This window comes from Candidatus Leptofilum sp. (assembly GCF_965223285.1).
Classification (GTDB): Bacteria; Chloroflexota; Anaerolineae; order Promineifilales; family Promineifilaceae; genus Leptofilum.
The window spans coordinates 2,719,560-2,745,343 of the sequence record NZ_OZ244997.1; the positions used below are offsets into that span (position 1 = coordinate 2,719,560).

General features: G+C 53.1%; 19 protein-coding genes and 1 tRNA gene. 6 read left to right on the forward strand and 14 right to left on the reverse strand.

Going from position 1 to position 25,784, the window contains the following annotated elements; translation table 11 throughout:
• Window positions 1–22: 22 nt before the first annotated feature.
• The 8 genes from ACOQPU_RS12415 to ACOQPU_RS12450 all read right to left on the reverse strand — a co-directional run bounded on the left by ACOQPU_RS12415 (window position 23) and on the right by ACOQPU_RS12450 (window position 15,716).
• Complete coding sequence (locus ACOQPU_RS12415; RefSeq protein ID WP_420640639.1) at window positions 23–331, reverse strand: YgiT-type zinc finger protein; 309 nt, start codon at window positions 329–331, stop codon at window positions 23–25.
• 183 nt (window positions 332–514) lie between these two features.
• Window positions 515–588: transfer RNA gene (locus ACOQPU_RS12420), tRNA-Arg, on the reverse strand.
• 134 nt (window positions 589–722) lie between these two features.
• Window positions 723–1,220, reverse strand: coding sequence for a biotin/lipoyl-containing protein (locus ACOQPU_RS12425; protein ID WP_420645423.1), 498 nt, complete (start codon window positions 1,218–1,220; stop codon window positions 723–725).
• Window positions 1,221–1,227: 7 nt separating this feature from the next.
• A complete protein-coding gene (locus ACOQPU_RS12430; protein WP_420645424.1) occupies window positions 1,228–2,709 on the reverse strand; it encodes an acetyl-CoA carboxylase biotin carboxylase subunit in 1,482 nt (493 codons plus the stop codon).
• An 84-nt stretch (window positions 2,710–2,793) separates the two neighbouring features.
• Window positions 2,794–4,341 (reverse strand): acyl-CoA carboxylase subunit beta, encoded by a 1,548-nt coding sequence (locus ACOQPU_RS12435; RefSeq protein ID WP_420645425.1) that lies wholly within the window; start codon window positions 4,339–4,341, stop codon window positions 2,794–2,796.
• 126 nt (window positions 4,342–4,467) lie between these two features.
• The gene (locus ACOQPU_RS12440) at window positions 4,468–5,172 is read right to left on the reverse strand and encodes a 4'-phosphopantetheinyl transferase family protein (RefSeq protein WP_420645426.1); all 705 of its coding nucleotides are present in this window, start codon (window positions 5,170–5,172) and stop codon (window positions 4,468–4,470) included.
• Window positions 5,173–5,265: 93 nt separating this feature from the next.
• The gene (locus tag ACOQPU_RS12445; protein ID WP_420645427.1) at window positions 5,266–13,968 is read right to left on the reverse strand and encodes an SDR family NAD(P)-dependent oxidoreductase; all 8,703 of its coding nucleotides are present in this window, start codon (window positions 13,966–13,968) and stop codon (window positions 5,266–5,268) included.
• 92 nt (window positions 13,969–14,060) lie between these two features.
• On the reverse strand, window positions 14,061–15,716 hold the full coding sequence (locus ACOQPU_RS12450) for an acyl-CoA dehydrogenase family protein (RefSeq protein ID WP_420645428.1): 1,656 nt from the start codon (window positions 15,714–15,716) through the stop codon (window positions 14,061–14,063).
• 611 nt (window positions 15,717–16,327) lie between these two features.
• Here ACOQPU_RS12450 and ACOQPU_RS12455 point away from each other — a divergent pair.
• On the forward strand, window positions 16,328–17,404 hold the full coding sequence (locus tag ACOQPU_RS12455; RefSeq protein WP_420643806.1) for an IS4 family transposase: 1,077 nt from the start codon (window positions 16,328–16,330) through the stop codon (window positions 17,402–17,404).
• On the opposite strand, the gene ACOQPU_RS12460 is transcribed toward ACOQPU_RS12455, so the two are convergent.
• A complete protein-coding gene (locus tag ACOQPU_RS12460; protein WP_420643807.1) occupies window positions 17,357–17,815 on the reverse strand; it encodes a hypothetical protein in 459 nt (152 codons plus the stop codon). The two genes, ACOQPU_RS12455 and ACOQPU_RS12460, sit on opposite strands and share 48 nt — an antisense overlap.
• A 67-nt stretch (window positions 17,816–17,882) precedes the next feature.
• Window positions 17,883–18,116: a hypothetical protein gene (locus ACOQPU_RS12465; protein ID WP_420645429.1), complete on the reverse strand. Its 234-nt coding sequence runs from the start codon at window positions 18,114–18,116 to the stop codon at window positions 17,883–17,885.
• A gap of 109 nt (window positions 18,117–18,225) precedes the next feature.
• Between ACOQPU_RS12465 and ACOQPU_RS12470 the strand changes: the two genes are divergently transcribed.
• Window positions 18,226–19,611, forward strand: a complete 1,386-nt coding sequence (locus ACOQPU_RS12470) for a S8 family peptidase (protein WP_420645430.1) — start codon at window positions 18,226–18,228, stop codon at window positions 19,609–19,611.
• A gap of 37 nt (window positions 19,612–19,648) precedes the next feature.
• Here ACOQPU_RS12470 and malQ read toward each other — a convergent pair whose 3' ends face one another.
• Together malQ and ACOQPU_RS12480 are read right to left on the reverse strand one after the other, a co-directional pair.
• Window positions 19,649–21,169, reverse strand: coding sequence for a 4-alpha-glucanotransferase (gene malQ, locus ACOQPU_RS12475; RefSeq protein ID WP_420645431.1), 1,521 nt, complete (start codon window positions 21,167–21,169; stop codon window positions 19,649–19,651).
• A 67-nt stretch (window positions 21,170–21,236) separates the two neighbouring features.
• Window positions 21,237–22,682, reverse strand: coding sequence for a glycogen synthase (locus tag ACOQPU_RS12480; RefSeq protein WP_420645432.1), 1,446 nt, complete (start codon window positions 22,680–22,682; stop codon window positions 21,237–21,239).
• Window positions 22,683–22,829: 147 nt separating this feature from the next.
• Here ACOQPU_RS12480 and ACOQPU_RS12485 point away from each other — a divergent pair, with 147 nt between their 5' ends.
• The 4 genes from ACOQPU_RS12485 (at window position 22,830) to ACOQPU_RS12500 (ending at window position 24,998) form a co-directional block, all read left to right on the forward strand.
• On the forward strand, window positions 22,830–23,591 hold the full coding sequence (locus tag ACOQPU_RS12485) for a LysM peptidoglycan-binding domain-containing protein (RefSeq protein ID WP_420645433.1): 762 nt from the start codon (window positions 22,830–22,832) through the stop codon (window positions 23,589–23,591).
• 1 nt (window position 23,592) lies between these two features.
• Window positions 23,593–23,817 (forward strand): hypothetical protein, encoded by a 225-nt coding sequence (locus ACOQPU_RS12490; protein ID WP_420645434.1) that lies wholly within the window; start codon window positions 23,593–23,595, stop codon window positions 23,815–23,817.
• A gap of 101 nt (window positions 23,818–23,918) precedes the next feature.
• Complete coding sequence (locus tag ACOQPU_RS12495; RefSeq protein ID WP_420645435.1) at window positions 23,919–24,794, forward strand: deoxyribonuclease IV; 876 nt, start codon at window positions 23,919–23,921, stop codon at window positions 24,792–24,794.
• Between the two features lie 27 nt (window positions 24,795–24,821).
• The gene (locus ACOQPU_RS12500) at window positions 24,822–24,998 is read left to right on the forward strand and encodes a hypothetical protein (RefSeq protein ID WP_420645436.1); all 177 of its coding nucleotides are present in this window, start codon (window positions 24,822–24,824) and stop codon (window positions 24,996–24,998) included.
• Window positions 24,999–25,100: 102 nt separating this feature from the next.
• Here ACOQPU_RS12500 and ACOQPU_RS12505 read toward each other — a convergent pair whose 3' ends face one another.
• Together ACOQPU_RS12505 and ACOQPU_RS12510 are read right to left on the reverse strand one after the other, a co-directional pair.
• Window positions 25,101–25,496, reverse strand: a complete 396-nt coding sequence (locus ACOQPU_RS12505; RefSeq protein WP_420645437.1) for a helix-turn-helix domain-containing protein — start codon at window positions 25,494–25,496, stop codon at window positions 25,101–25,103.
• The gene (locus ACOQPU_RS12510; protein WP_420645438.1) at window positions 25,493–25,750 is read right to left on the reverse strand and encodes a type II toxin-antitoxin system RelE family toxin; all 258 of its coding nucleotides are present in this window, start codon (window positions 25,748–25,750) and stop codon (window positions 25,493–25,495) included. Before ACOQPU_RS12510 ends, ACOQPU_RS12505 begins: the two co-directional genes overlap by 4 nt.
• Window positions 25,751–25,784: the final 34 nt, after the last annotated feature.

Consider the following 25,784-nt stretch of genomic DNA (forward strand, 5'->3'; position numbering starts at 1 on the left):
GCCTCTCAGCAACCTGAGTTTTTCATCCAGGGGGAAAAAGTGTCATCCCACATTCATGACACCTCATTTGCTCCCTTTCAATTGTGACTTTGTCGCCGTTTTTGGTTCGTAACGTTCGCGTTTTCTTCCCGTTTTTCATCATTGGCTGGTCGCAGTTTGGACAGTCCACCCTAGCCGCCTTCCCTTCTCTGGCCATTTGTGCGAGCAATTGCTGCCTAATTCCAGCTAACTCAGCATCAATCGCTTCTTCCATTTGTGTCAAATTGGCATCTTTGTTCTCTGCTTCCCACTGGTTCAATCTGTTGAGCATTTCATCGAGTTCTTTTTTCATCCCCCCATTTTCTGCTTCTTGCTTCCATTACACAACTTTTCATTACACCCGCGTTCCAGAGTTTCATAGCAAATCGAGAATTGTAAATGTATAGGGCAGGGGCATCCTTTCACAATCACACAAAATTAATCCCACCCTAACAAAAAAAAGCCCACCAAATGGTGAGCTTTTCGTCAATTTGTGTGCCCCTGCCAGAATTCGAATCTGGAACCTTTGCCTTCGGAGGGCAACACTCTATCCAATTGAGCTACAGGGGCTTTTCGAGGGAGGATTTTGCCATACGCCCTGGTAAATGTCAAATACAGTTACCAGTATTCAGTGGACAGTAGGTCAGTAAACAGTGAAGCAGTGTATAGATTGATTACTGATTACTGACCTACTGATTACCGACTCAACTAATCTCTACCAAAAGGGTGTTGCTGGCAACGGTTTCACCGGGGGCAACGTGGATCGCTTCGATACGGCCGTTCGTCGGCGATCGCACCTCGTTTTCCATCTTCATTGCTTCCAAAATGACCACCGGCTGCCCAGCCGTGACTTCATCGCCAACGTCCACTAAATAGCGGGCAATGAGGCCGGGGATGGGTGCTTTGAGACGGCCGTCGCCGCTGCGGTGGCGTGGGGCCATTGCCTCAAGATCGCGCACGTCTACCGGGTGCAATCCTTTGTGGCTAGCCACCCAGCGCAAATCAGGATCGAACAGCAATTCATACGGCCGTTCATCCACAAACATCCAGGCGTGATCATTGAGTGTGGCAGATGGGTCTGGAATTTGCACTGTGAGCGTCTCGCCGTTCACCTGCACCGTTAGCTGGTTTTCCGGCGGTGTGGGCAGATCAAAACTGACTTCATACGATTTTTCATCCAGCATAACCAAAATTTTGCTCATAACAACCTCACTGTGGCAACCGCCTGCTGTCCTGATGCCAGCCACTTTGCCAACGGGCCGGTGTGGTGGGGTTAAACATATGATGACGACGGGCATAATGAACGGCCGTAATCACCGCCAAATCACGTAATTCCACATCGGTTGTCTCGCCATTTGCCACCGGTTTGGTAAAAAAGTTCGTATCGTAATGGGCGCGGGCAAACGCCGTGGTGTGCATAATGCGCTGCATCAAAGGCAAGTTGGTTGGGGTTCCAACCAGGACAAAATCAGCCAATGCCCCTTTCATCCGCGCCAGGCACGTTTCGCGGTCCAGTCCCCAGGTCGTCACTTTGGCAACCAATGAATCGAACTCAGGCGGCACGCGGCAGCCAGCGTACACGTAGCTATCTACGCGCACCTGCGGCCCGGTTGGCAGCCGAACGGCCGTTAACCGCCCCGGACTCGGCAAGAAGTTTTGCCACGGGTCTTGGGCATTCAGGCGGCACATCATTGACCAGCCAGAAAAGGGCACGTCTTCCTGCCGCCATGCTAATTTTTCCCCGGCGGCAACCAAAATTTGCTGCCGCACTAAATCAATGCCCGTCAACATCTCTGAAATCGAATGTTCGACCTGAATACGGGCTTTGATTTCGCTAAAGTAGAACTTGCCCCGCCCATCCAGCAAAAATTCCACCGTGCCTACGTTGTGGTAGTTAAACATTTTGCCAATGGCCAACGCCGTCTGCGAAATCGCTCGCCGCTGGGTTTCATCTAGATTTGGCGAAGGGGATTCCTCAATTATTTTTTGGTTGCCCACAATGATCGAGCCTTCTCTTTCACCCAGATGAATCAGGTTGCCGTGCTGGTCGCCCAAAAGCTGCACCCCAATTTGATGGGCGGGCAAAAAGGCGCGCTCCAAATAGATGTGATCGCTGCCAAACACAGCCCTCGATTCAGCACTGGCACGCTGTACGGCCGTTGCCAAATGTGCTGGCTTATGCACCAGTCGCTCACCACGGCCACGACCCCCTCGGCACGATTTAATCACCAACGGATACCCAATCTCTGCGGCCGTTGCGTGAATGGCATCCATATCTTCAACATCTAAACAGGCGGGTGAATTGGTCACAGTAGGAAAGCCCGCCTCGCGCACGGCCGCTAGCACATCTACCTTTGCCTGAACGGCCGTAATCACCTCTGCCGCTGGCCCAATAAATGTAATGCCAGCATCGGTCAACGCCCGGGCAAATGAGGCACTTTCAGCCAAAAAGCCATAGCCCGGATGAACCGCATCCACCTGATATGCCAGCGCAATCTGAACAATTGTGGGCATATCCAAAAAGGCTTCTGGGGAAGGCAGGCGTACGCACGTATCTGCTAGCCGAACGTGTAGCGAATCCATATCGCTTGCGTCGTACAGGGTTACTGTTTCAATGCCCATCTCCCGACAAGTGCGGATAATGCGTACCGCAATTTCGCCCCGATTTGCAATTAGAATTCTTTTGAACATTTTTTCTTCCAGTGGTTAGTGGCTGGTTTGATAGTTGCTTGTGGTGTAACTTCTACTAGCCACTAACAACCAGCCACTTCTCCATTACATTGGCGAAATGCCATGCTTCTTGGGCACATGATTTTCCCGCTTGGAGAGCGTTAATTCTAGTGCCCGTACCAGCGCGGTGCGCGTATCGCGGGGTTGGATCACATCGTCAATGAGGCCACGGGCGGCCGCCACGTAGGGATTGTTGAACTTTTTCTCGTAATCTTCTACCAGCTCGGCACGACGGGCTTCAGGGTCTTCGGCCGCCTGCACATCGCGGCGGAATAGAATGTTGACCGCGCCTTCCGCGCCCATCACGGCAATTTCGGCATTGGGCCAGGCGTAGAGCAAGTCGCCGCGCAAGCCCTTGCTGCTCATCACGCAGTAAGCGCCGCCGTAGCTCTTGCGCAAAATCACCATCAGTTTGGGCACGGTAGCTTCGCTGTAGGCATAAATCATGCGTGCTCCGTTGCGGATGATGCCGCCGTACTCCTGGTCTTTGCCGGGCAAGAAGCCGGGCACGTCTTGCAGGGTGATGACGGGAATGTTGTAAGCATCACAGATGCGGATGAAGTGGGTGGCTTTGATGGAGGCTTTGATGTCTACGCAGCCCGCCAGCACCATCGGCTGGTTGGCGACGATGCCGACCACGTAACCATTCAATCGAGCAAACCCGACGACCATATTTTCTGCCCACAGCTGATGGACTTCAAAGAAACGGCCGTCATCCACCACACTGTGAATAACTCGCCGTACATCATACGGTTTATGTGGGTCAGTTGGTACAACCGTTTCCAGTTCTGGGGTGCGCCTGCTGGGGTCGTCTACGGGGCGAATGTAGGGCGGGTCTTCCTTGTTATTGCTGGGCAGGTAGCTCAACAGTTCACGGACGCGCATCAGGCATTCCCGGTCATCGGTGGTGAGGAAGTGGCAAACGCCACTTTCCTGACTGTGCATTTGCCCACCGCCCAGCTCTTCAAAGGTCACATCTTCCTGCATCACCGCTTTTACCACCTGTGGCCCGGTGATGAACATATAGCTGTTCTCGGTCATAAAAACGAAGTCGGTAAGGGCAGGCGAGTACACTGCCCCACCCGCGCACGGCCCCATGATGACCGAAATCTGCGGAATCACCCCGGAGGCTTCGCAGTTGGCATCGAAGATTTTGGCGTAGCCGCCCAGGCTGTCTACCCCTTCCTGAATCCGTGCCCCGCCGGAGTCGTTGAGGGCAATGAAGGGACAGCCATACTGAATGGCCATCCGCATGGCCTTCACAATTTTGTTGGCGTGCATTTCACCGAGCGACCCACCCATAACGGCCGCATCCTGCGATGCGGCCATGGCGTGACGGCCGTTGATCAACCCAAAGCCAGTAATCACCCCATCCCCGTAGCGAGACTCCTTGCCGCCCAGATAGCTTTCGTAGCGGGGCGTTACCAGCGAATCGATTTCATTAAACGTGCCGGGATCAAACAGCAACTCAATACGCTCCCGCGCCGTTAGTCGCCCTTTGCCGTGCTGCCGCGCCACGTCTTTTTCCGTGCCCTGCGCGATTTCACGTCTTTCTTCCAATTCGTCTTTGTAATACTGCATTTCTTTTATCATTAATCTTCTCGTTCTTATTTCTCGGCGAATAAATTCGCAGCGACATTTACGAAGTCCACCTGCGTGGACTGTTTCCAGTCGGCGAAGGCCGACTTTGTAACCGTAGGTGCAGATTTATCTGCCGTTTTATTGTTTCACCACCAGCGTCATCACAAACTGCTCCATCGTGCGCCACCAGCCTGAAAAATGGGGGGCTTCTTTGGGCAGACGGCCGTTGTCGCAGCGTATTTTGAAGGGCATCCAGCTATCAGACGGCCGTTCCCCTGGATCAATCAAGCAAGAAATGGCGCGGGTATCGACTGACAAACCCAGGTGCAAGGCTTTTAGCACAGACTCTTTGGCGCTCCACACGGCCGTTACCAGCAAATCTCGCTGCTCGCCTGCTGCTTGCCGTACCAAGAGGGCTTCCGTTTCGGTAAAATAATCATCAATAAACGCTTCACTGCGCGGTTTGATCAGTTCCAGGTCACAACCGATAGGCCAATCGGGTTTGGCAACGGCCGTTACCAGCGCGTGCCCGTGCGAGTGGCTAATCGAAATGCTGAACTGCCCGTTAACCATCGGCAGCTGCGACTCGATGGTGGGAACCCCATCCGGGTTGTTGCTCACCGTGATGAGGTCGAGCGGCACGGTGGTGTTTTGGGTTTCCCACACCACCGTTTGCAGCAGCCGCTTGGTCGTCCAGCGACCCAGCAGCCAGTCACGCCGCCGCTTTTCTGTTTTCAATGAAGCCAGTCGCGCTGCTTCCTTTTCACTCAAAAATTGAAACGAACCGCCAGTAACGGCCGTCTTCGGAACAACTTCGTGGGATTGTGCCAGCCAGTGGATCATTTTTCATCCTTGGAGATTGGAGAATCAGAGATTAGAGATTGGCTGCTCAAACAGCCCAATCTCCAGTCTCCAATCTCTAATCTCCCCAAATTCCTAAAGTGAAACTTCACCCGGCAATTGAACCGTCCGATACCCGTTCAGCTCAACAAACACGTTGCCAGATTTGTCCACAACTTGTGCATTAAAGGCTGCGCCGTCATCCACCGCTTCTACGATGGCGTACAGCCGCCCTTTCGCCTCTGCTTCTTGCCGATAGGCGGTTACGCTGCTAATGGCCAGTGGGAGGGCCATCTGCTGCTTACTGTGGATTTCCCACACGCCCGCCGTTTGGAAGCAGAACTCAACCAGTCTTGGGGCGATTAGCTCTGGCGCGTCGGCTGGCAGGCTGTTCGCGGGTAAGTTCTCAGCCAACAGACCAATCGCCGTGTTGCCATCTACCTGCACGCCTTCCAAAACCTGGTAAGCCGGACCGTGGAAATAGATTTTGTAGATGTCCTCAGCCACGATGCTCATCTCTTCAGCTTTGGGGGCTTTGAATTTGAGCTTCTTGGTTTTGGGTGCTTTAGCCGCCAGCCGCACGGTGGCGGTGAAATGCAGCTTCTCCTGTACGCCGGTTTTGAGTTCGCGGCGAGATTGCAAGCTAGTGTGTACCAGAATCTCTTTTCCGTCTGGAACGGCCGTTGCGCTCAAAATCATCGTCTGCGGTTCCATCCGGTAAAACTTGAACGGGGCGTGAAAATCTTCATTTTCTACCGCCACCACTTTGTAGTCCGGTACCACCAGCGAAGCAATTTCAGCAAACGTTTCTGTACCCATCACGCCAGGCAGCAGCGGTGTGCCGTCCATCGCGTGGTCAAACAAAAACGGCTGTTCATTCGGGTCGAGCGTCGTTTCTGCCTGGAGGCCATCGTACAGATTGTAAGCCGTCACGTTGCCCACCATCAGCCAATCATTTGCGTTTACTTTGTCTACATCGAGACCGCCTGTGGGATGTCGCTCCTCGGTGAGAATGCCGAGCTTGCCGCCTGCCAAAATCTCGCCCTTGAAGCCGCCCGCCACCAGCTCGCGCCGCACGGTGGGTACACCTACCTCTGGCGGCAGCATCTCGATGCCCGCCATCTCCATAATTCTGGGGATGGAGCCGCGTGTGGCCATGCCAATGCCGCCCCAGGCCGTCCAGTCAATGGCAATGCCCTTAGTATCTGGTCGCGTGGTGCGGAAGCTGCTGGTGAGCTTGCACAGGAGGTCGTTGGCCGCGCTGTAGTCGGTCTGGCCGTTGTTGCCAAATCGTCCCGCCACCGAGCTAAAGACGACCGTGGCGCCAATGGGCATCTCTTTAGCTGCACTCAGTAAGCTAAAAAAGCCGTCGGATTTGATGTCGTACACCAAGTCGAACTGGGCTGCATCTTTCTTGTCCAGCCCTCGGCTAATTTCGATGCCGCCAGCGTGGACGAGCACATCAATTTTGCCGTAGGTTTCGCGGATGTTGGCGACCACAGCCGTAATCGCCTCCCCGTCCAGCAAATTCATGCTGTGGTAAAGGGGCAGTCCGCCTGCGGCCGTTACCGCTTCAATCGCGCTCAACGCCGCTTCCGACCGTTCAATCGCCATCAGCTTCTGGTTGATCATCACCGGGGTCGGTTTTTCACCAGCCGCTTTGGCTTCCGCGATGAGCTGCGTCTTGAGTGCATTTTCATCCTGGCGGAACAGTTGGATATGCGGATCGTCCGGCGCGGGTGCTTCTACCAAATCCAGCAGGTAGAAAACGCCGCCGCTGGCCGCCGCCAAATCGCTGACGATGGCACTGGTAATGCCACCCGCCGCACCTGTAACCACAAACACCGTTTCTTTGTTCAGCGTCAGGCCGGGTTGGCCGTCGTCTGCTGGTTGTTCGAGGAGGGTAACGGCCGTTCGCCTGTCACCCACATACCCAACCTCCACCACACCGGGGTCGGTTGTGGTTTCAGCGATGAGGAGGTCGGCAAAAGCGGCCGTTTTGCGGCTCACCTCAAAGTCTACTGCTTTCACTAACACGTCTGGCCGTTCGTGGCGATACGCTTTACTGAAGCCCGTCACGCCGCCACCCAGAGGTGCCACTGCGCCAGCCGGGTCGTAACCGTGCTGCCCGCCTAGCCGCGTTGCCGAAACAAGGAAGTTGCCCGCCTCATTCACCGTGTCGTACAAAACGCGCATACTGATGGAGAGGTTCTTTACTCGAATCCTGTTGGCTTCGCGCCAAGTTGCTAAATCCATCGTCATCAGGTCAGCTTCCACGTCTAGCGCGGGTAGCCAATAAACACCCTGCACAGCCCCTTCAGCTAACCAGCTTTGTAGCTGTGCCTCTAGTTCAGCTTGGGGCAACGTCACGTCTAACGTCAGAACGGTTGCACCCATCTTCTCCAGCTTCTTAACGAGGGCTTTGCCTACGCCGCCGCCGTCCAAAGCGACAATCACGCGGCTGTTGTCATCTAGCACAACGCCTGTGGGTACGCACTGGTCGAGGTCTGGCCGCAAAACGGCCGTTGCCACGCGACGAGGGAATGCGTCTGCATCTTCGAGGTTATATTGGGAAACGGCCGTTTGCGGGGTGGGTGATGGGGTGGAAACGGCCGTGTCAACCGCGTCCTCATCCTGCAAACGGCTCTGTGCTTTTAAATCAGGCCGCATTTCCCGAACAAAGCCAACCACTTTGGCTAATGTGTTGTAATCCCGCAGGTTCAAATCATCCCGCCTCGGAATGTCAAACGCCTGCCGAATTGCCACAAACGTCTCCGCTTGCTTCACCGTATCAATCCCCAAATCCGCTTCCAAATCCAAATCCGGCTCCAGCATGTCCACCGGGTAGCCCGTTTGGTCGGCGATGATGTTCAAAACTTGATCCATCACAGGGTCGCCGTCGGCAACTGGAGACTGGGGACTAGAGACTGGTTCACTGTTCGCAACGCGGTCGCTAGGCGACATTACTGATTCACTGACCACTGGCTCACTGACCGCCAACTCGGGTCGCATCTCCCGCACAAAGCCAACCACCTTCGCCAGCGTGTTGTAATCACGCAAATTCAGGTCATCCCGTCGCGGAATGTCAAACGCCTGCCTGATAGCGACAAATGTTTCTGCCTGCTTTACCGTGTCGATGCCTAAATCCGCTTCCAAATCCAAATCCGGCTCCAGCATGTCCACTGGGTAGCCAGTTTGTTCAGCAATGATGTTCAACACCTGATCCATCACCGGGTTGCCATCAGCGACTGGAGCCTGAGGAGCGGCGACTGGTTCACTAACTACTGGTGCGCTGCTTACTGTCTTGCTGACCACTGGATTACTGTTCTCTGATGGACTGACTGCCAAATCAGGTCGCATCTCCTTCACGAAGCCAACAACTCTTGCCAATGTGTTGTAATCGCGCAGGTTCAAGTCATCCCGACGCGGAATGTCAAACGCCTGCCGAATCGCCACAAACGTCTCCGCCTGCTTCACCGTGTCAATCCCCAAGTCCGCTTCCAAATCCAAATCTGGTTCCAGCATGTCCACTGGATACCCAGTTTGCTCGGCGATGATGTTCAACACCTGATCCATCACCGGGTCACCGTCGGAGGCTGGAGACTGGGGACTAGAGACTGGCTCTGCTTCAACAACTGGTTCACTGATTACCGATTCACTGATTACCAAATCAGGTCGCATCTCTTTTACAAAGCCAACGACTCTTTCCAGCGTGTTGTAATCGCGCAGATTCAAATCATCTCGGCGGGGAATGTCAAACGCCTGGCGAATGGCGACGAAGGTTTCGGCCTGTTTCACCGTGTCAATGCCCAGGTCTGCTTCCAAATCAAGCTCTGGTTCCAGCATGTCGGTGGGGTATCCGGTTTGTTCGGCAATGATATTGAGCACTTGTTCCGTCACCGTGTCTGTTTGCACAACAGGCTCAGCGGCTGGCGGTGCAGGTGGTGGGGTTTCTACTTTCACCTCAACTGGCTTCACCTCTACCGGTTTGGCTTCAACGGCTACAGGTTCCGGTTCCGGCTTTGCCTTTACTGGCTCACTGATTACTGTTGACTGTTTACTGACCACTGGTTCGGGCATGACGATTGGTGCGGGTTGTGCTGCAATGCCAACGCTGCCTTGTCCAATTTGGGTGCGAACCACGGGGCCAGTGCCGTACTGCCAGTTGCTGGGGGCAGGCGGCCGTCCTGGATTACCTTTAGCCACGATGCGTAAGTTCCGCTTTTCTACTTCCAGTTCGGCGTAGTCGTAACCGCTGATGGCATCGAGCCATTGTTGGTAGCGAGGTTGCTGGTCTATACGGTTAGGGCCGCCAGGAATGCGCCGCGTGAGGCTAAAGGCAATTTGGGAACCAAAGCCTGCGGCCAGGTGAAGCGAATATTGCACCGGATACCGTCCGCCCCGGCTCAGGTTGAGTTGGCCTAAGTCTGGGTCTACCTCTTTGTAGTTGGGGACTGGCGGTACAATGCCGTGTTCCAAAATCTTGAGGGCAATCACGTCTTCAACGCCCACGCCCATGGGATGTCCGGTAAAGCCTTTGGTGTTCGCCACAATGATCTCTTTGGCCGCTTCGCCAAAGTTTTCACGCAGGGCCGTCACTTCGGCCGCTGCGCTGCCGCCGCGTGCCGGGGTGAAGGTTTCATGGGACATAAAGACCAACTGCGGAGCCATAGCATAGCGATTGAGACCAAAACGACGTTCGGCCGTTTTCAGCAAATCGTCCATCACCATGGAGATGTGATCCACATCTAGCCGGGAGCCGTGGAAGGCACTGTTGCGGGTTTCGGTACTAAGAACTTCTACAATGCCGCGCATCCCGCGTTCCTGTACAGCATCCTCACTTTCTACGACCAGGGCACAAGCGCCCATGCCCAAGATGGTGCCATGACGACGCTTGTCAAACGGCAGGGCAGCTTCATCTACGCGGTCGTCGGTGGCGGCTGCGCCTAGCGCCAGGAAACCGGAGCCTACCCATTCCATCAGGTGGTCGCCGGTCACGTCGTCGGCGGCGATGACAATGGCTCGGCGGCAACGGCCGTTCCGAATCCAATCTTCCGCCATGGCAATCGCCTGGGTGGTGCTGGCGCAAGCGGCATTCACCTGCGTGTTGGGGCCGCGTGCGCCGATATACTCGGCAAACTGGCTGTGCCCCATCGCCAAAATGCGGAAGATAAAGCGGCGGTCAAAGATGTAAGGCTCGTTGGTCAGCTTTTCACGTAGGTCGTTGATGCGGCGCGTAATCTCCAGCAGCGCACTTTGGTCTGTGGTGTAGCGACGCAAATCCTCCAGCATCTCTAGCTGTTCGACCCGGCTTTGGTGCGTGTAGAACTGCTCAAAATCTTCAGCAAAACGGTCGCCGCCGGGGAAGGCGCTGGCAAAGATAACGGCCGTTTCATCTCGCAACGCCTCAGGCAACATCCATTTTTGCGGCAGATAGCTGCCCGTCGTCGTCTTCTTGTAGGTCATCGTCAGCGGAATGCCCGCTTCACGCAAAGCGTCTAGCCCAGCGGCCATCGCTAGCTGCGTGGTGATGTCTAGCGCATCCACCAATTTTTGGGGTACGCCATACTCTTCAGCTAGATCAAAGCTGCCGGGGCGGCCTGCCAAACGAATCACTTTGTCCTGGTCGTCAATGGTGGCAAAGCTGCCGCTGCCATCGGCGGCCTTTACCAACCGGGTAATGCGCTTGTCCACCATCTTGCGGCGGAACCGTTCGGGAATGAGATCAACAAACTGTTCACCCTGCAAAATCCGCAAGGCATTATCCGGATCCATCACTGGCTTTTCAGTGCCGGGCAGTCCCAGCCCTGTGCCGCTAATCACAACCGAGCCGTTTGGTTCCTGGTTGCGGTTGTAGGGGAGATTGGAGACTGGAGATTGAAGATTGGTTTGAAGGGCTTGGAGTAACTGCCCTAAATTGTCTGGCGAAGCAACGGCCGTTGGACTGCCATTTGCCGCCGGGGTTGAAACTTTCATAACTGGTTCCTCTTGTTGTAAACCATTGGCCGATGGGGGTGTTGGTTGCGCAAACTGCCCTACATATCCGGCCGCATACAAGCCGCACAACGCCTGGTTAAAGGAAGGCATCGTGCCGTTTTTGGGATGGTTCGTCATCAGAGCGATGACATCTTCTTTATCAGCAAAAACATCGTTGGCAAAGCCGCGCAAAGCTCGCTTTGGCCCAACTTCTACAAAGGCGCGTATGCCATTGGCGTAAAGCGTTTCCAGCCCTTTCACCCACTGTACTGGGGAAGCAATCTGTAGCTTCAACATATCTTTGATTGCTTCCACGTCAGTCGGGTAAATTTCGCCCGTGACGTTGGCTACCAATGGTAGCTGCCCTGGCTGGATGTCTAACCGATCCAGCACCCGCCGCAGCGGTTCGCTAGCTGGAGCCACAATGCTGGTGTGGAAAGCGTGGCTTACGGGCAGCAACATGCCCCGATACCCTTTCGCTTCAAACTGCTTCACAGCTTCTTCTACAGCTTCACTCGCGCCACCAAAAACACATTGGCTGCGGCTGTTGATGTTGGCCGGAACAACGTAGCCATCTATGCTGTTTAGAACCGCCTCAACTTCTTCGTATGGGGCTAAAACAGCGGCCATCTTGCCCTTATCGGGTACGTCTACCGCCGCCATTTCTGCACCGCGTGCTGCGGATGCTTCTAGCGCGTGGGCAAAAGGCATAATGCCTGCCGCAATCAGCGCGGCATATTCGCCCAATGAATGCCCCATCACCATCTCTGGGTTAAAGCCATAGCTTTGCAGCAGCTTCAAGAGGGCAATATCCATCGTCAGCATGGCGGGCTGGGTAATTTCGGTTTGCATCAAATCAAAAGTGGCCTGATTGATGGCGTCCTTGTCATCTGGGTCTACAAAAATATAATCGGTGAGTGGCTTGCCCAAGATCGGCTTCATCACCGCATCGGCTTCATCAAAAACTTTTTTGACGATGGGTGAAAATTCAACCAGCTCTTTGCCCATGTTCACGTATTGGCTACCCTGGCCGGGGAACATGAACGCAATTTTGCCTATGGGCTTACCGGAACCCCGGAAGATGCCCTGGGCTTCCATCGCTTTCCAGGCCTGTGCGGAATCCATGCCCATTACTTTTTGTGCTTTTTGCAGCCGACCCAGCAGCTCTTCATGGCTGCCAAAGTCAATGATGAGGCGTTCGGGGGATTGGATAACGGCCGTATCCGGCAAGGCAAACTCCGGCGTCCAACCACCTTCCACCTTTTTCAGCATCGCGTCGAGCTGTTGGCTCAGGCCAGCTTTGTCGTTGGCTCCTAGAGCGACAATGCCACGAGGTGGGACGGGAGGTGGTGCTGGGGGACGGCCGTTTACCTTTTCACTCATGGCAAACTGTTTGCGCTCTCGCGTTAACGCCCCTGGAATGTGTTCTTCCAAGACCAGATGGAAATTGGTGCCGCCAAAGCCATAGGCGCTCACGCCACAGCGGCGCGGCGTGCCGTTACTCGTTTCCCAGTTACGGGCTTCATGTATCAGGCTAAACGGCGTCTGGCTAAAATCAATGTTGGGGTTGGCAGGATTGGCATTAAGCGTGGGGGGCAAAATTTTATGATACAGCCCCATCGTCGCTTTAAGCATGCCCGCTGCGCCTGCGCCTGCTTTGAGATGACCAATATTACTCTTGGCTGAGCCCAAACCGATACTGCCGCGTTTGGCTTCGCCAAAAATTTTGGTCAGGCTTTCCACTTCCACCACGTCGCCCACGCGGGTGCTGGTGCCGTGGGCTTCTACCAGCGAGGCGGTGGCTGGGTCTAACCCGGCGTTTTCCCAGGCGCGGGCAATGGCCAACTGCTGCCCAATTGGGTTCGGAGCGGTGATGCCCTTGCCCTTGCCATCGCTGGCACCGCCAACGCCACGAATCACGGCGTAAATCTTGTCGCCGTCACGCTCGGCATCGGCCAGACGCTTTAATAGGAAGAGTCCCGTGCCTTCACCCATCACAAAGCCGTCAGCACCGTCGCCAAACGGCCGTGTGCCAGTTGCACTCAACGCCCCAATTTTGCAGAACTTCACAAAGCTGCCGATGCCCATGTTGCGGTCAACGCCACCACTCACGACGGCATCTGCTTTGCCTTCAATGAGCATTTCTGCGGCGGCTTCCATAGCGGCAAAGCTGGAAGCACAAGCAGCATCGGTGATGAAGTTTGGCCCGCGCAGATTTAGCATGTTGGCTACCCGCCCAGAGACGATGTTTGGAAGCTCACCGGGCATGGAATCTTCGGTAATCGGGGGGATTTGTTTATTAATGTGGTTGTGCCAGCCCGTTAAAATGGCTTCGCGGGTTGCACTGGGCAGTGCCTGGAATTCAGCCACGCCAGCCAGCGCGTTGGCATATTCGGGAAAGACAATGCGGGTATTGGTTTCGTAGGTTCGTTCACCACCCATTGCCGTACCAATAATGGTAGCGACGCGGTCAGTGTCTAACGGCCGTTCTGGATAGCCATAATCCGCCAAAACATCCGCTGCCACCGTCACCGCCCATTGCTGCCCTTCATCCATCGAGGCAGCAACCTTTGGCGGCATCCGAAAACGCTTCCAATCAAACTGAAAACCCTGCACCCAGCCACCGATTTTGCTGTACGTTTTATCCGGGGCTTTGGGGTCGGGGTCGTAATAGTCGGCAATGCGCCAGCGGTTGGGAGGCGTCTCGGTGATGCTGTACCGTTTGTTCAGCACATTTTGCCAAAAAGCCGCCGCACTTGGCGCCTCCGGCAGCAACGCGCCCACCGCCACAATGGCAATTGCTCGGTCTGCTGTTTCACTCATCTCGTTTACTCCAAAAAGGAAGTAATTGAGTAATTGGGTAACTAAGTAATTTATCTGCCAATTACCCAATTACTTAATTACTCAATTACACATTAAGCTGTAAAAACCTTATTCAACTGCTCCGCCGCAAAATCCATATCGGCTACGTTGCCCGTTTGTGCTTGGTAAATGCCTGGCAAATCAAGCGAGGCGGCTAGGTTCGGGTCGGTTTGGCCGGCGCCAATCGTCCAGCGCAAGCCGTCGGCGGCTACCTTGAGGGCGGCTTCGCGGGCAAAAATGCGTGCCAACGCCTGGCGAGTGGGCACGTCTAGCTGGATGGCTTCGGTTGGTTTCTGCACCACGCGCTCGGCGAAAACGGCCGCACACTCCGCATAAGCCACCAATTCACCCAGGCGGAACAAAACGTGCTGGTTGCGCGTCAGCCGATCCAGCCGACACCGCTCCAAAATGACGGCCAAAGCACGCATCGCCATGGCCGCAAAGTTCGCACCGTTGTCAGGATATTCTTGGTGAATGGCAGCCAGTCGATTGGCCCACTCTTTGTAATAATCACCGCGCGATTTTAGATGCTCCTGCCAGCGGTCACGGGCAATCGTCCATTCCATAATTTCCGACGTGCCTTCATAAATGGTGGTGATACGCACGTCGCGCTTGATTTTTTCTACCATGTACTCTTTGGTGTAGCCATAGCCGCCCATCGCCTGAATAGCATCCTCCGCCATTTTGTTACCGGCTTCGGTCGCCATATATTTGGCGACGGCGCCTTCCGTTTGCAGCCCTTCTTCGCCGCTGTCCAGCCGTTCGGCCACCCACTCAATGTAAGTGCGGGCTGCTTCTAGCTTGGCGGCATTGGGAACGATGAGCTTGTGGGTGTAGCCTTGCTTTTGGCTCAACGGCGCACCCCCTTGAATGCGCTCTTGCGAGTAGCGAATGGCCCGGCGCAACGCTTCCCAGCCAGCTCCCAGACCAAAGGCGCCCACCATCAGGCGGGTGTAGCCAAAAACAGCCTGTGCCTGTGCCAAGCCTTTGCCTTCTTCCAGCCCTACTAGCCTGTCAACGGGGACGTAGACGTTATCCAGGAAGAGAGCGGCCGTATTGCTAGCGCGAATACCGTGTTTATCTTCGGGTTTACCCTTGGTGAACCCTTCCGCATCGGCATCCACGATGAACCAAGAGGGGCCGCCTGGAGCTAAAGCCAAAATGGTGTAAATATCGGCGACACCGCCGTTGCTAATCCACTGCTTGCGCCCGGTGATGTTGTAACCAACGACTTCGCCATTCTCCTCAACCGGCTCCGCTTTGGTGGTCATCGCGCCCAAGTCGCTGCCCGCCTGTGGCTCAGTGGCTCCATAAGCACACAGCAAGGCTTCTTCGGCAATCCGGCCGAACCAATGCTGCTTTTGCTCTTCTGTTGCCCCCACGCTAATGGGGTCGGAGCCAAGAAAGGTAGCCAGAACCCCGGTGGCAATGCCTAAATCTACTGAGGCCATAATTTCAGAGACGCGATAAATATCGTACGCGCCGCCGCCTAGCCCATCATATTTTTCGGGAATGAAAAGCAGGTGCAGACCAATGGACATTGGATCGTACAGTTCTTTTAGGACGTCGTGGGGAAATGTATCGTTGTGGTCTAACTCTAGTAAAAATTCGGGGGTTAACTTCCGCTCTGCATATTTTTTGAGGGTTTCTAAAATCATGTCGCGGGTCTCTTTATCGAGACCCACTTCAGGTACTGTTGCATCTATCATTTCATCCTCCAGAAATAAAAAAATGGCACACAAGCAAAGGAGACAAAGCAAATGCAGGCTTGCTTTGCTCCCCAGGTTTTGCAAATGTGCTTTTGTAATCAGTCGCTTGGCTGTTTGTTAAGTAAATCACAACAAGATGTTCAGAATAAGCAAACCAACTTTGTAGTGATTTGCTCAGGTAAAAGCCAATTTTGCGCTCAATCTAATTCAAGGTATTTGTTGGCGTTTACCCAATTGCGAAAAATTTCACAAACTATAACTTCCATTGTAAATACTTATGATAAACACCATGAGTGACAACTGTCATGTGATATGTATGAAAAAAGCATAATGCAATGTGTCATGATGATTAGCTTTTCTTATGCTAGGCATAAGTTAGCGAAGTTATTGTAGATGCTTTCGGGGGGTATTCAGAGTGACAACTGTCACGCGCTACTTAGGCGAAAAGCATAATGCAATGTGTCATGAACATAAGAAGGAGAGCTTAACGCGAATAGTACGTTAGTCACTTTTTACACGACTAGCTACATATCACTTTGAACATTAAAAAAAGAAGGTTGGGCATCAACTCCGATAAAATTGTTTTGACGAACAAACATATCAAGGAGTAAATGATGCCAAACAACCTTCAAACCTATCATAAAACGTTGACCCAACTTTGCCAATGGTTGCCAAAAGAACGGATAACGCGATTGCGAAATATGGCGTTGCTGATGTTGGGCTTGCAGTTGAGTGGGGCAGTCAACCTGCCTCTGGTGGTGCGGAAATGGCCGTTGCCGGGAAAAATACCAAGCCTTACCAACCGCTTGCGCCGCTTTTTGAATAATAAGCATCTCCATGTTCGAGATTGGTATCATCCATTGGCGCAACAGTTGGTACGCTCCTTTGCTGGACGAGACATTCGCTTGGTGATTGATTGCACGAAAGTTGGCTTTCATTTTCGGATGATGATGATTGGCATGGCCTACAAAAAACGAACACTGCCCCTGGTTTGGAGTATCCACAAAGGCCGAAAAGGGCATGTTGGTCTTGAGGAGCAGTTGAAGTTGTTCAAGTATGTCCAAACGCTGCTGCCAGCCAGAGCGCAGGTGTGGGTCATGGGAGATGCTGGCTTTGAATCGATTCACCTGGCTAACTGGTTGCGTCGTCAAGGTTGGTCGTTTGTCATTCGACAAAACGGCCGTACCCAAGTGCGTTGGCAAGGACAGCCATGGGTGAAGTTGAGTCAATTGCCAATAGAAGAAGGCGAAACCCGCGCTATTGGCTGGGTGCGCGTCACCGCCAGCTATGATGTAGGCTGGTATTTCTTGGTTTTGCACTGGGAGCAAGGCGAAGAAGACTCTTGGTATCTTCTTAGCAACCACCCTTCTGTCGGCCAACTGATTCGTTATTACAAAATGCGGATGTGGATTGAAGAAATGTATGGTGACATGAAAGGTCATGGGTTTGATTTGGAAGCAACTCATCTTAATGATTGCGACCGCATTTCTCGCTTGGTTTTGGCCGTTTGTTTGACCTTTGTTTGGGTCATCACTTTGGGCAGTTGGGTTGTGAAACGCGGGTTTCGTCATTTGCTTGACCATAAGAGTCGTCGGGACAAAAGTTATTTTCGTTTGGGCTGGGACTGGATTGAGCGTTGTTTACGCTTGGATCTCCCTGTTCCCATCCATTTTGTCCCCTATTTTTGAAAGTGATATGTAGCTAGGACCCCATAAAGAAATACTAACCGTTAAATGGGCAGGGTTGCCTTTCAAAACTTTACGATTAACACGAGCATAATTTTTTTCAAATTCCTTCAATGGAATTTCAAGCCCTCGAAACGCTTTGATGTCTTCGTAAAGCAAAGAAAGTTTGCTCTTGGTCATGCCTCGGAAGTTTCTTGAACAAAAGCCCTTTATCTCCGGCGAAAGCCTTCTTTTTACATCAGTTTTTCCAGATTTAAGCTGACGACGGGGTAGATTTTCTAAATCTAAAACATCAGCCTTGAGAAATTCTTGCCAAGTATTGAATTGACCAAGCATCAAACGGCCAACGGACGCTGCTCGGTTGGCTTGGCGGATCATTTTAGCTTCTCTTTCTCGTCCAGATAATCTTGGCATTTCAAATCCCTAAAGCAGGCAACCCACTTTTTACCTTTCACCTGCCCACTTGTCACTGCAAACCCGCCTACTTCTTCAAATCCCCCAAAATCTGCATTGCCGCGAGCTTGCCCGGTGCGCCCATGACGCAGCCGCCGGGGTGGGTGCCAGAGCCGCATTGGTAGTATCCTTTAATTGGCGTACGATACTGGTTCCAGCCGGGGGCGGGGCGGAAAAAGTACATTTGCGGCCCCATAAACTCCCCAGCAAAGATATTGCCCTCGCTCAGTCCTACCGTGCGCTCGATGTCCAGCGGCGCCATCACCCACGAATTGAATATTATTAACGCCGTCGGTGCCAACCTTTCAACCCAACAGTGGCAACTACTGCAGAAGAACCCATCTGTAAGCCGAATCTATGCTAGTAGGGAGATGCGTGTTGCCAAAGGCGGCGGTGGAGCTCCATCAACTGCCATTGAAACCTATATCCCTTCGATCATTGAAGCGAACCGACTCCACGATTTAAGAGGCGGCAAGAACACCATTCCGATTACAGGCGAGGGTGTAACGATTGCTGTCGTTGACACGGGTTATCAGAGTGATGAGTTTCTAGAATTCAAAACTGGAAATGCTCCCAGAATTTTGGCCCAATACGATGCTATCATTGACAATGCTATCTCGCCTTCAAAGAATTCTGACGACAGTGGACATGGAACCCATGTTAACAGCGTCATGGTTAGCAGCGGCCAAGCTGGTGGTAACTATAATGGCGTAGCCCCAGATGCCAACCTGGTAATAGTGAAGGCATTTGATGAGAATGGAGTTAGCACTTACCTGGATGTAATCCGAGGACTAGACTGGATCATCGCCAACAAGGATACCTACAACATTCGCGTGGTAAACCTCTCTTTCAGTACCCCGCCACAGTCCTATTATTGGGATGATCCACTGAATCAGGCCGTGATGACCGCCTGGCAGCAGGGAATTGTGGTTGTGGCTGCTGCGGGTAACGGTGGGCCCGAGCCAATGACCATTGGTGTGCCAGGAAACGTACCCTATATCATCACCGTGGGGGCATTTTCTGACAATTACACCCCTTATGATGACAGCGATGATTTCCTAACCACCTTTTCCGCAGCTGGGCCTACCGTGGAAGGCTTTGTCAAACCAGAGCTGATAGCCCCAGGCGGTCATGTGCTGGGATTGATGAAGACAAACAGCACATTGGCCAAGACCTATCCTGAGTTCCAGGTTCAAGATCGGTACTTCACCATGTCCGGAACGTCACAGGCTACGGCGGTTGTCAGCGGGGTGGCGGCTCTAATGCTGCAACATGATCCCAGCCTGACTCCCGACGACTTGAAATGTCGCTTGATGCTAACTGCAAGACCGGCACTTAATGAAGATAGTCAGGGCGATGAGGATGGCAATGGCACGCTCGTATACAGTATTTTGCAGCAGGGTGCTGGTCGGGTAAACGCCTGGGATGCCGTTTTTAGTACTGAAAGCGGCTGTGCCAACCAAGGTATGGATATTGCCCTGGACCTGGCAGGAACAGCCCATTATCAAGGCTATGTAGACAAAGATGAAAACGGAAATTTTTACCTTGTCGATCAAGAAGGGTATCTCTGGAACGAAGGCAACTTCTGGGCTGGCGGCAACTTCTGGGCCGGGGGCAACTTCTGGGCCGGGGGCAACTTCTGGGCCGGCGGTAATTTCTGGGCTGGTGGCAACTTCTGGGCTGGCACCTTTGTCCCAGATACAGACGTCGCCATTAATTCAATTGTACCTATCAACATTTGGGTACCTCAGGAATGAGGAAGCGGCTATCGTATATCGCCAATTACCCAATTGCTTAATTACTTTCTTCTAGCTGGGGCACACGGCCGTACAACTCAGTCATGTCTCCCAAACGCTTGGCAATGCCGTCGGTGAGCATATGGGGTAGGTAGCGCCAGCGCCAGTAGCCACCTACCTTGCCGGGGAAGTTCATCCGGGCTTCGTTGCCCAGCCCCATGAGGTCTTGCAGGGTAGCAACGGCCGTATTGGCCACAGACGCATACGCCAGCCGGGTCATATCCCAGGAGATATTTTGCCCACTGATTTGCATGTAGCGGCGGATGTGATCCCGCTCGGCGTCGTTGGCGTTTTGATACCAGCCCAGCACCGTTTCATTGTCGTGTGTGCCGGTGTAAACAACGCAATTTTTGTTAAAGGTGTGGGGTAAGAAGGTGCTGTTTTGTTCACCTCCAAAAGCAAATTGCAGAATTTTCATGCCAGGAAAGTCAAATTCCTCACGCAAAGCAATAACCTCTGACGTAATAACGCCCAAATCTTCCGCAATGAGGGGGAGCTCTCCCAGTTGGTCGAGCATCGCCTGGAAGAATTTTGCGCCTGGCCCTGGAACCCATTGTCCCACAACGGCCGTTGGCTCATCAGCCGGAATCTCCCAATAAGCGTCAAAGCCACGAAAATGGTCAATACGCACAATGTCTGCTTGCGTAAAGCACATTTGCAGGCGGCTCGCCCACCAAGCATAACCCCGCTCGGCCATGCGCTCCCAGCGGTAAAGCGGATTGCCCCAGCGTTGCCCCGTCTCACTGAAGTAGTCTGGGGGCACACCCGCAATGACGGTAGGCGCACCGGTCTCATCCAGATAGAAAAGCTCCGGGTTAGCCCACACATCGGCACTATCAAAGGCTACAAAGATGGGAATATCGCCGATGATCTGAATGCCTCGCTCATTGGCGTATGCTTTTAGGCTAAGCCACTGCTGGAAGAAGAGGAACTGTAAGAATTTGTGCCGATCCACTTCTGTCGCCAGCTTCTCACCCCAACTGGCCAGCGCATCCGGTTCGCGCAAGGCAATCTCGCGAGGCCATGTGTTCCAGACGCCGCCTTCATGGGCAACGTGATGATTTTTCAGAGCCATGAAGAGGGCAAAGTCTTCCAGCCAACTGCTTTGCTCGGTGCAAAAGCGTTGGTAGCCAGCTTTTTGGTTGGAGGAACCATGTGCCAGAAAATGTTCGTGGGCCTGCTGCAACAAGGCGGTTTTGTACTCGATGACGGGGCCAAAATCGACGGCATGTTGGGGAAAGTGAGGGAGTTGGGAAACGGCCGTTTCTGGCAAATAGCCATCGCGCACCAATCTGTCTGGGCTAATTAACAGTGGGTTCCCGGCAAAGGCTGAAAAACATTGGTATGGCGAGTCGCCATACCCGGTGGGGCCAAGGGGCAAAATTTGCCACAAAGATTGCTTGCTGTCCCCCAGGAACTCGACAAACTGGTACGCAGCGTCACCAAAGTCGCCAATGCCGTAACGGCTGGGGAACGAGGTGGGATGGAGAAGAATGCCTGCGGCACGTTCAAAGCGCATAATTTAAAACCTTTTATTCCAAAAGTTTGGGGTTGGTAGGGGCGCGTCGCGACGCGCCCTTACGAGATCATCCTTGCAAAGTGCGGGCAATGGCCCATTCATAAAGCTGATGGTAACCAGTGGCGGAACGCTGCCAGGAAAAATCGGTCATCATGCCATTTTGCTGGATGGTTTGCCAGCGCGGTTTGTCCACATTGTAAACGTAGATGGCTCGTTGGAGTGCATTCCAGAAAGCATCGGCGTTGTAATCATTAAAAAGGAAGCCCGTTTCGCTATCCTGTACAGTATCGGCCAGGCCACCCGTGGCGCGCACCACCGGCACGCTGCCGTAACGCATGGCAATAAGCTGCCCCAACCCACACGGCTCAAACAGCGAAGGCATGAGGAACATGTCGCTACCCGCATAGATGAGGGGGGCAAAGTTGGCATCGTAGCTCAGAAAAGCAGTCATTTTTTCTGGATGATACCCGGCGAGGCGGGCAAACATCTCTTCGTAAGCAGGATCGCCAGTGCCCAGCACAATGAATTGGGCATCGCCAGAGAGACCATTCATAAGCAGGTGGATCACATGGCCAGTAATGTCCAGCCCTTTTTGCCAATCTAGCCGGGAAACCATAGCGATTAAGGGAATGTTGTCTCGCTGTGGCAGATTGGCGCGGGCTTGCAGGGCGCGGCGGTTATGGATGCGGTTGGCTAGGTTTTCTGCATCATAATGGCTGGCTAAACGGCCGTCTGCCGCTGGGTCCCATTCTTCATAATCCAATCCATTTAAGATGCCATGCACATCATAATGCCGATGGCGCAGCAGTGCATCCATGCCTGCCCCACCCGCTGGCGTCATGATTTCTTGCGCGTAGGTGGGGCTAACCGTGTTCACCATGGTGGCGTGGTAAATACCCCGCGCCATGAAGTTGACTTCGTTGTAGCCCTCTTCTGCCAGCGCATGGGTTTGCAGCCCCATGTAATCAAAAATGTGCCAACTCGTTTTGCCCTGGTGTGCCAAATTGTGGATGGTAAAAACGGTAGCAATGCCGCGAAACGCTTCATACCCTTGCCCGGCCGTAGATAGCCAGGCGAGTGCCGGAGCGGTATGCCAATCATGCGCATGAACAATGTCTGGCTTCCAGTCCAGAGCAACGGTTAGCTCCAGGGCAGCACGGCTAAAGAAAGCAAAGCGGTAGGCATCGTCATTGTAACCGTATAGTTGGGAGCGATTAAACAGGTTCCCCTCGGCAATAAAGTAGATGGGAACGTCGCTCTTGGGCAGCGTACTTTGGAAAACGCCTGCTGGCAGTTGGCCCGTGCCAGTGGGAACCATGAGCGAACCGGGCATGGGGGTTACGCCAGGGTAGCCAGCCTCAATCTTTTGGAAGGCAGGCATCACAACTCGAACGTCGTGGCCAAGCTCATGCAGTGCTTTTGGCAACGAGCCGCCAACGTCGCCCAATCCACCTGTTTTAGCAAAGGGTGAAACCTCAGCACTTAGAAACAAAATCTTGTATTTTTCGGACATCAAACTGCCTCTTAATCTTCCTATTAGGTATCAGCCGCTATTGTCCCTGTTTTTTGTCTTTATTCAAGAGTAGGTGACACATTGATTTGTCCGATTTTGGTATGGCTTTGGCAGTGATGTACAATATCAACAAATGAGGAGAATGGCATGTCGGCTCGTAAGATGATTCCTTTTTTGTTGCTCAATGTTCTGGTGTCTTCGGTGGTGGTTCTGGCAATTTTGTATTGGTGGGATAACCGGGATGGTGGCTCAGAAACGGCCGTTTCCATACCCACCACCATCACCCCAGCTATCCCCGTGCAAAACACCGTGGTGTTTCCCCCAATCGCCCCGACCAACACCCCAGAGCCAGACGATGGCCCCCTCATTCACATTGTGCAGCCTGGGGATACGCTAGGCACCATCAGCCAGCTTTACGATGTGTCTTTGGATGAGATCATGGCAGAAAACGGGCTGAGCAATCCCAATATTATCTCCGTTGGGCAGCAGCTTGTTATACCCATTGGCGGGGTTTCGACACCTGTGCCAGAGGATACGGCCGTACCTGAAGAAGCCGTCCTGCCCTCACCCATCCCCACAGAACCGGTAGGGGCTGGCGAGGCAGTGGTGGAAATTACGGCCGTTATTGGCCCTGATCGACTCGCCGACGAGGCTATCCTGCTCACCAATAGCGGGGAGGCACCCATTGCGCTGCAAAACTGGACGCTATTGGATGAGGACGGCCATGAATACGAGTTTGGTCAAGTCACACTTTTTGCCGGTTCCGATTTGCGAATCAACACAACCAGTGGAGCCAATAGCCCCACTGCCCTCTACTGGGGGCTCAACGAAGCCATTTGGACGTCGGGTGAAACCGTGACGTTACAAGACAGCACGGGTACCACCCGCGTAACGTACGAGGTACCTTGAGATGCGTGGTTTAATTGATCGTAAAGGTGAACAGTTTGCATATTTACAAGGCAGCACGCTTTATACAATGGGCGGCGAACCAACAGGCCAACTGCGGGATGGCTTCATCGAAGATTTAGCCGGAAAACGCATCTGGCGCGTCGTAGGCGATGGCGTTTACACGCTGGACGGCAGCGAAACCATTGGCTTCTTCGGTGCCCGCCGCAGCGAACAGTACGATTTCTAGGATTTTAGGATTGGCAGTCCTTGATTTTCTCAACTTAACTCAAATACGGCCGTAGGACTGCCAGTCCTGCCGTCGAACATTGAAAAAAAGCGAGGTCATTTATGCGATTAGGCGCACATATGAGCGCGGCAGGCGGCTTGTTCAAGGCGTTTGCCCGTGGGGACGAGGCTGGCTGCGATTCTATGCTGGTCTTTACCAAAAGCAATCGGCAGTGGAAGGCCAAACCAATCACCGAAAAAGATGTTGAAAAATACAAGAAAGCGGCGGCTGAGTATGCCCACATCCAGCCCGTTGCCGTACACGCCAGCTACCTCATCAACATTGCCTCACCAGATGATGCGCTGTGGGAAAAATCGTACCAGGCGTTGAAAGACGAAGTAGAGCGGGCGGCTGCCTTTGATTTGCCTTTGCTCACATTCCACCCCGGTTCGTTCATGAAAAGTGATGCGGCAGCGGGTATGGGGCGGATTGCTGAGGGGTTGAAACGATTGTTGGCGGAAACGGCCGTATCCGCCAACAACGTCACTGTTTGCCTGGAAACAATGGCCGGACAAGGCACCCATATCGGCCGTAGTTTCGAGCAGATCGCTACCATCCTCAACGAAGTTGGCGAACACGAGCGGCTAGGCGTCTGCTTCGACACCTGCCACGTCTTTGCTGCGGGCTACGACATCCGCACTCCAGAAACATACGCCACTACGATAGACGCTTTCGACAAAGCGATTGGTCTGGACAAGATTAAATGCTTCCACCTGAACGACAGCAAGCATGAGCTAGGCTCCAACAAAGATCGGCACGAGCATATCGGCGAGGGATTTATTGGCAAATCTGGCTTTGCCAACTTTGTGAATGACCTGCGCTGGGCTAACCACCCCGCCCATCTGGAAACCCCCAAAACGAAAGAGGACGAAGACGGCAACGAAATCGAGATGGATCCGGTGAATTTGAAGACTTTGCGGGATTTGATTGAGAATTAAAGTGAGGGGATGAACATTTAATGATGCGTGAACGGAGAGATTGCGGCCGTTCTTTACCAAAGCTGGCTGCGCCTGCTGCAAATCAATCTTCCCACTCCCAAACCAAAAAAGTCGTTCCTGGATGAATGGCTCCCATTAGAAAAACAGATGGGCGGGGAAACCTTATTAAACCCCGCCCAGTCTCCCAATTTCCTTTCCTGGTAAATCCAAGTAAAAGAGATTGAAACGAGGAAGTACGTAAACAGTGTAGCACACTACTCTTTCGGTGTCAATGCGGTGACATTATAGTGTCTTTTTCGGTTCTTGTTATTCGTCTGGGGGTGGATTGTAAACTACATCGTCCAAGTCTAAATTCAGGGCGCGGGCGATGGCTTGGAGAACGGCCGTTTTCCCCTCGCGCTTCCCTGTTTCAATCTGGGACAAATAGGCTGCGCTAATGCCCGCTGCTTCTGCCAACTGTTGCTGCGTCAAGCCACGATACTCCCGCCACACCTTTATCGGATTTTCCCCGTCAATAATAGCATACGGCACATGCGCCGGAATTATTTCTTCCTCACCGCTTTCAAGTTGAGCTATTGCTTCATCATAATCCCGAATATCCTGCAACATTTCGGCATCTTCAACAAGCTGTGTGTACAGGTCATAAGGTAGCACAGCATATTCAGGCTGGCCTTCTTTGAGGATTAGTTGAACTTTGCTCATCGGTAAACAGAACCCCTTGGTGCGATCTTCACAACCAAAATGCACACTTGATCATCAATAATTCTATAAATTACTCGCCAATCTCCTACTCGCAAACGATAACCTGGACGATCTTTAAGTTTGGTAACGTTATTGTGCTGACCAAAAGGGTCTTGGGCAATAATTGCCATCTTTTGACGAATGCGTTTTTTCAAATGGTCAGGTAATTTAAGCAACATCTTTTCAGCTTGCTTTTTGTAAGTTACCTCAAACATGGTCAAAATAATAGCAGAATGTTAGGTGAATAGC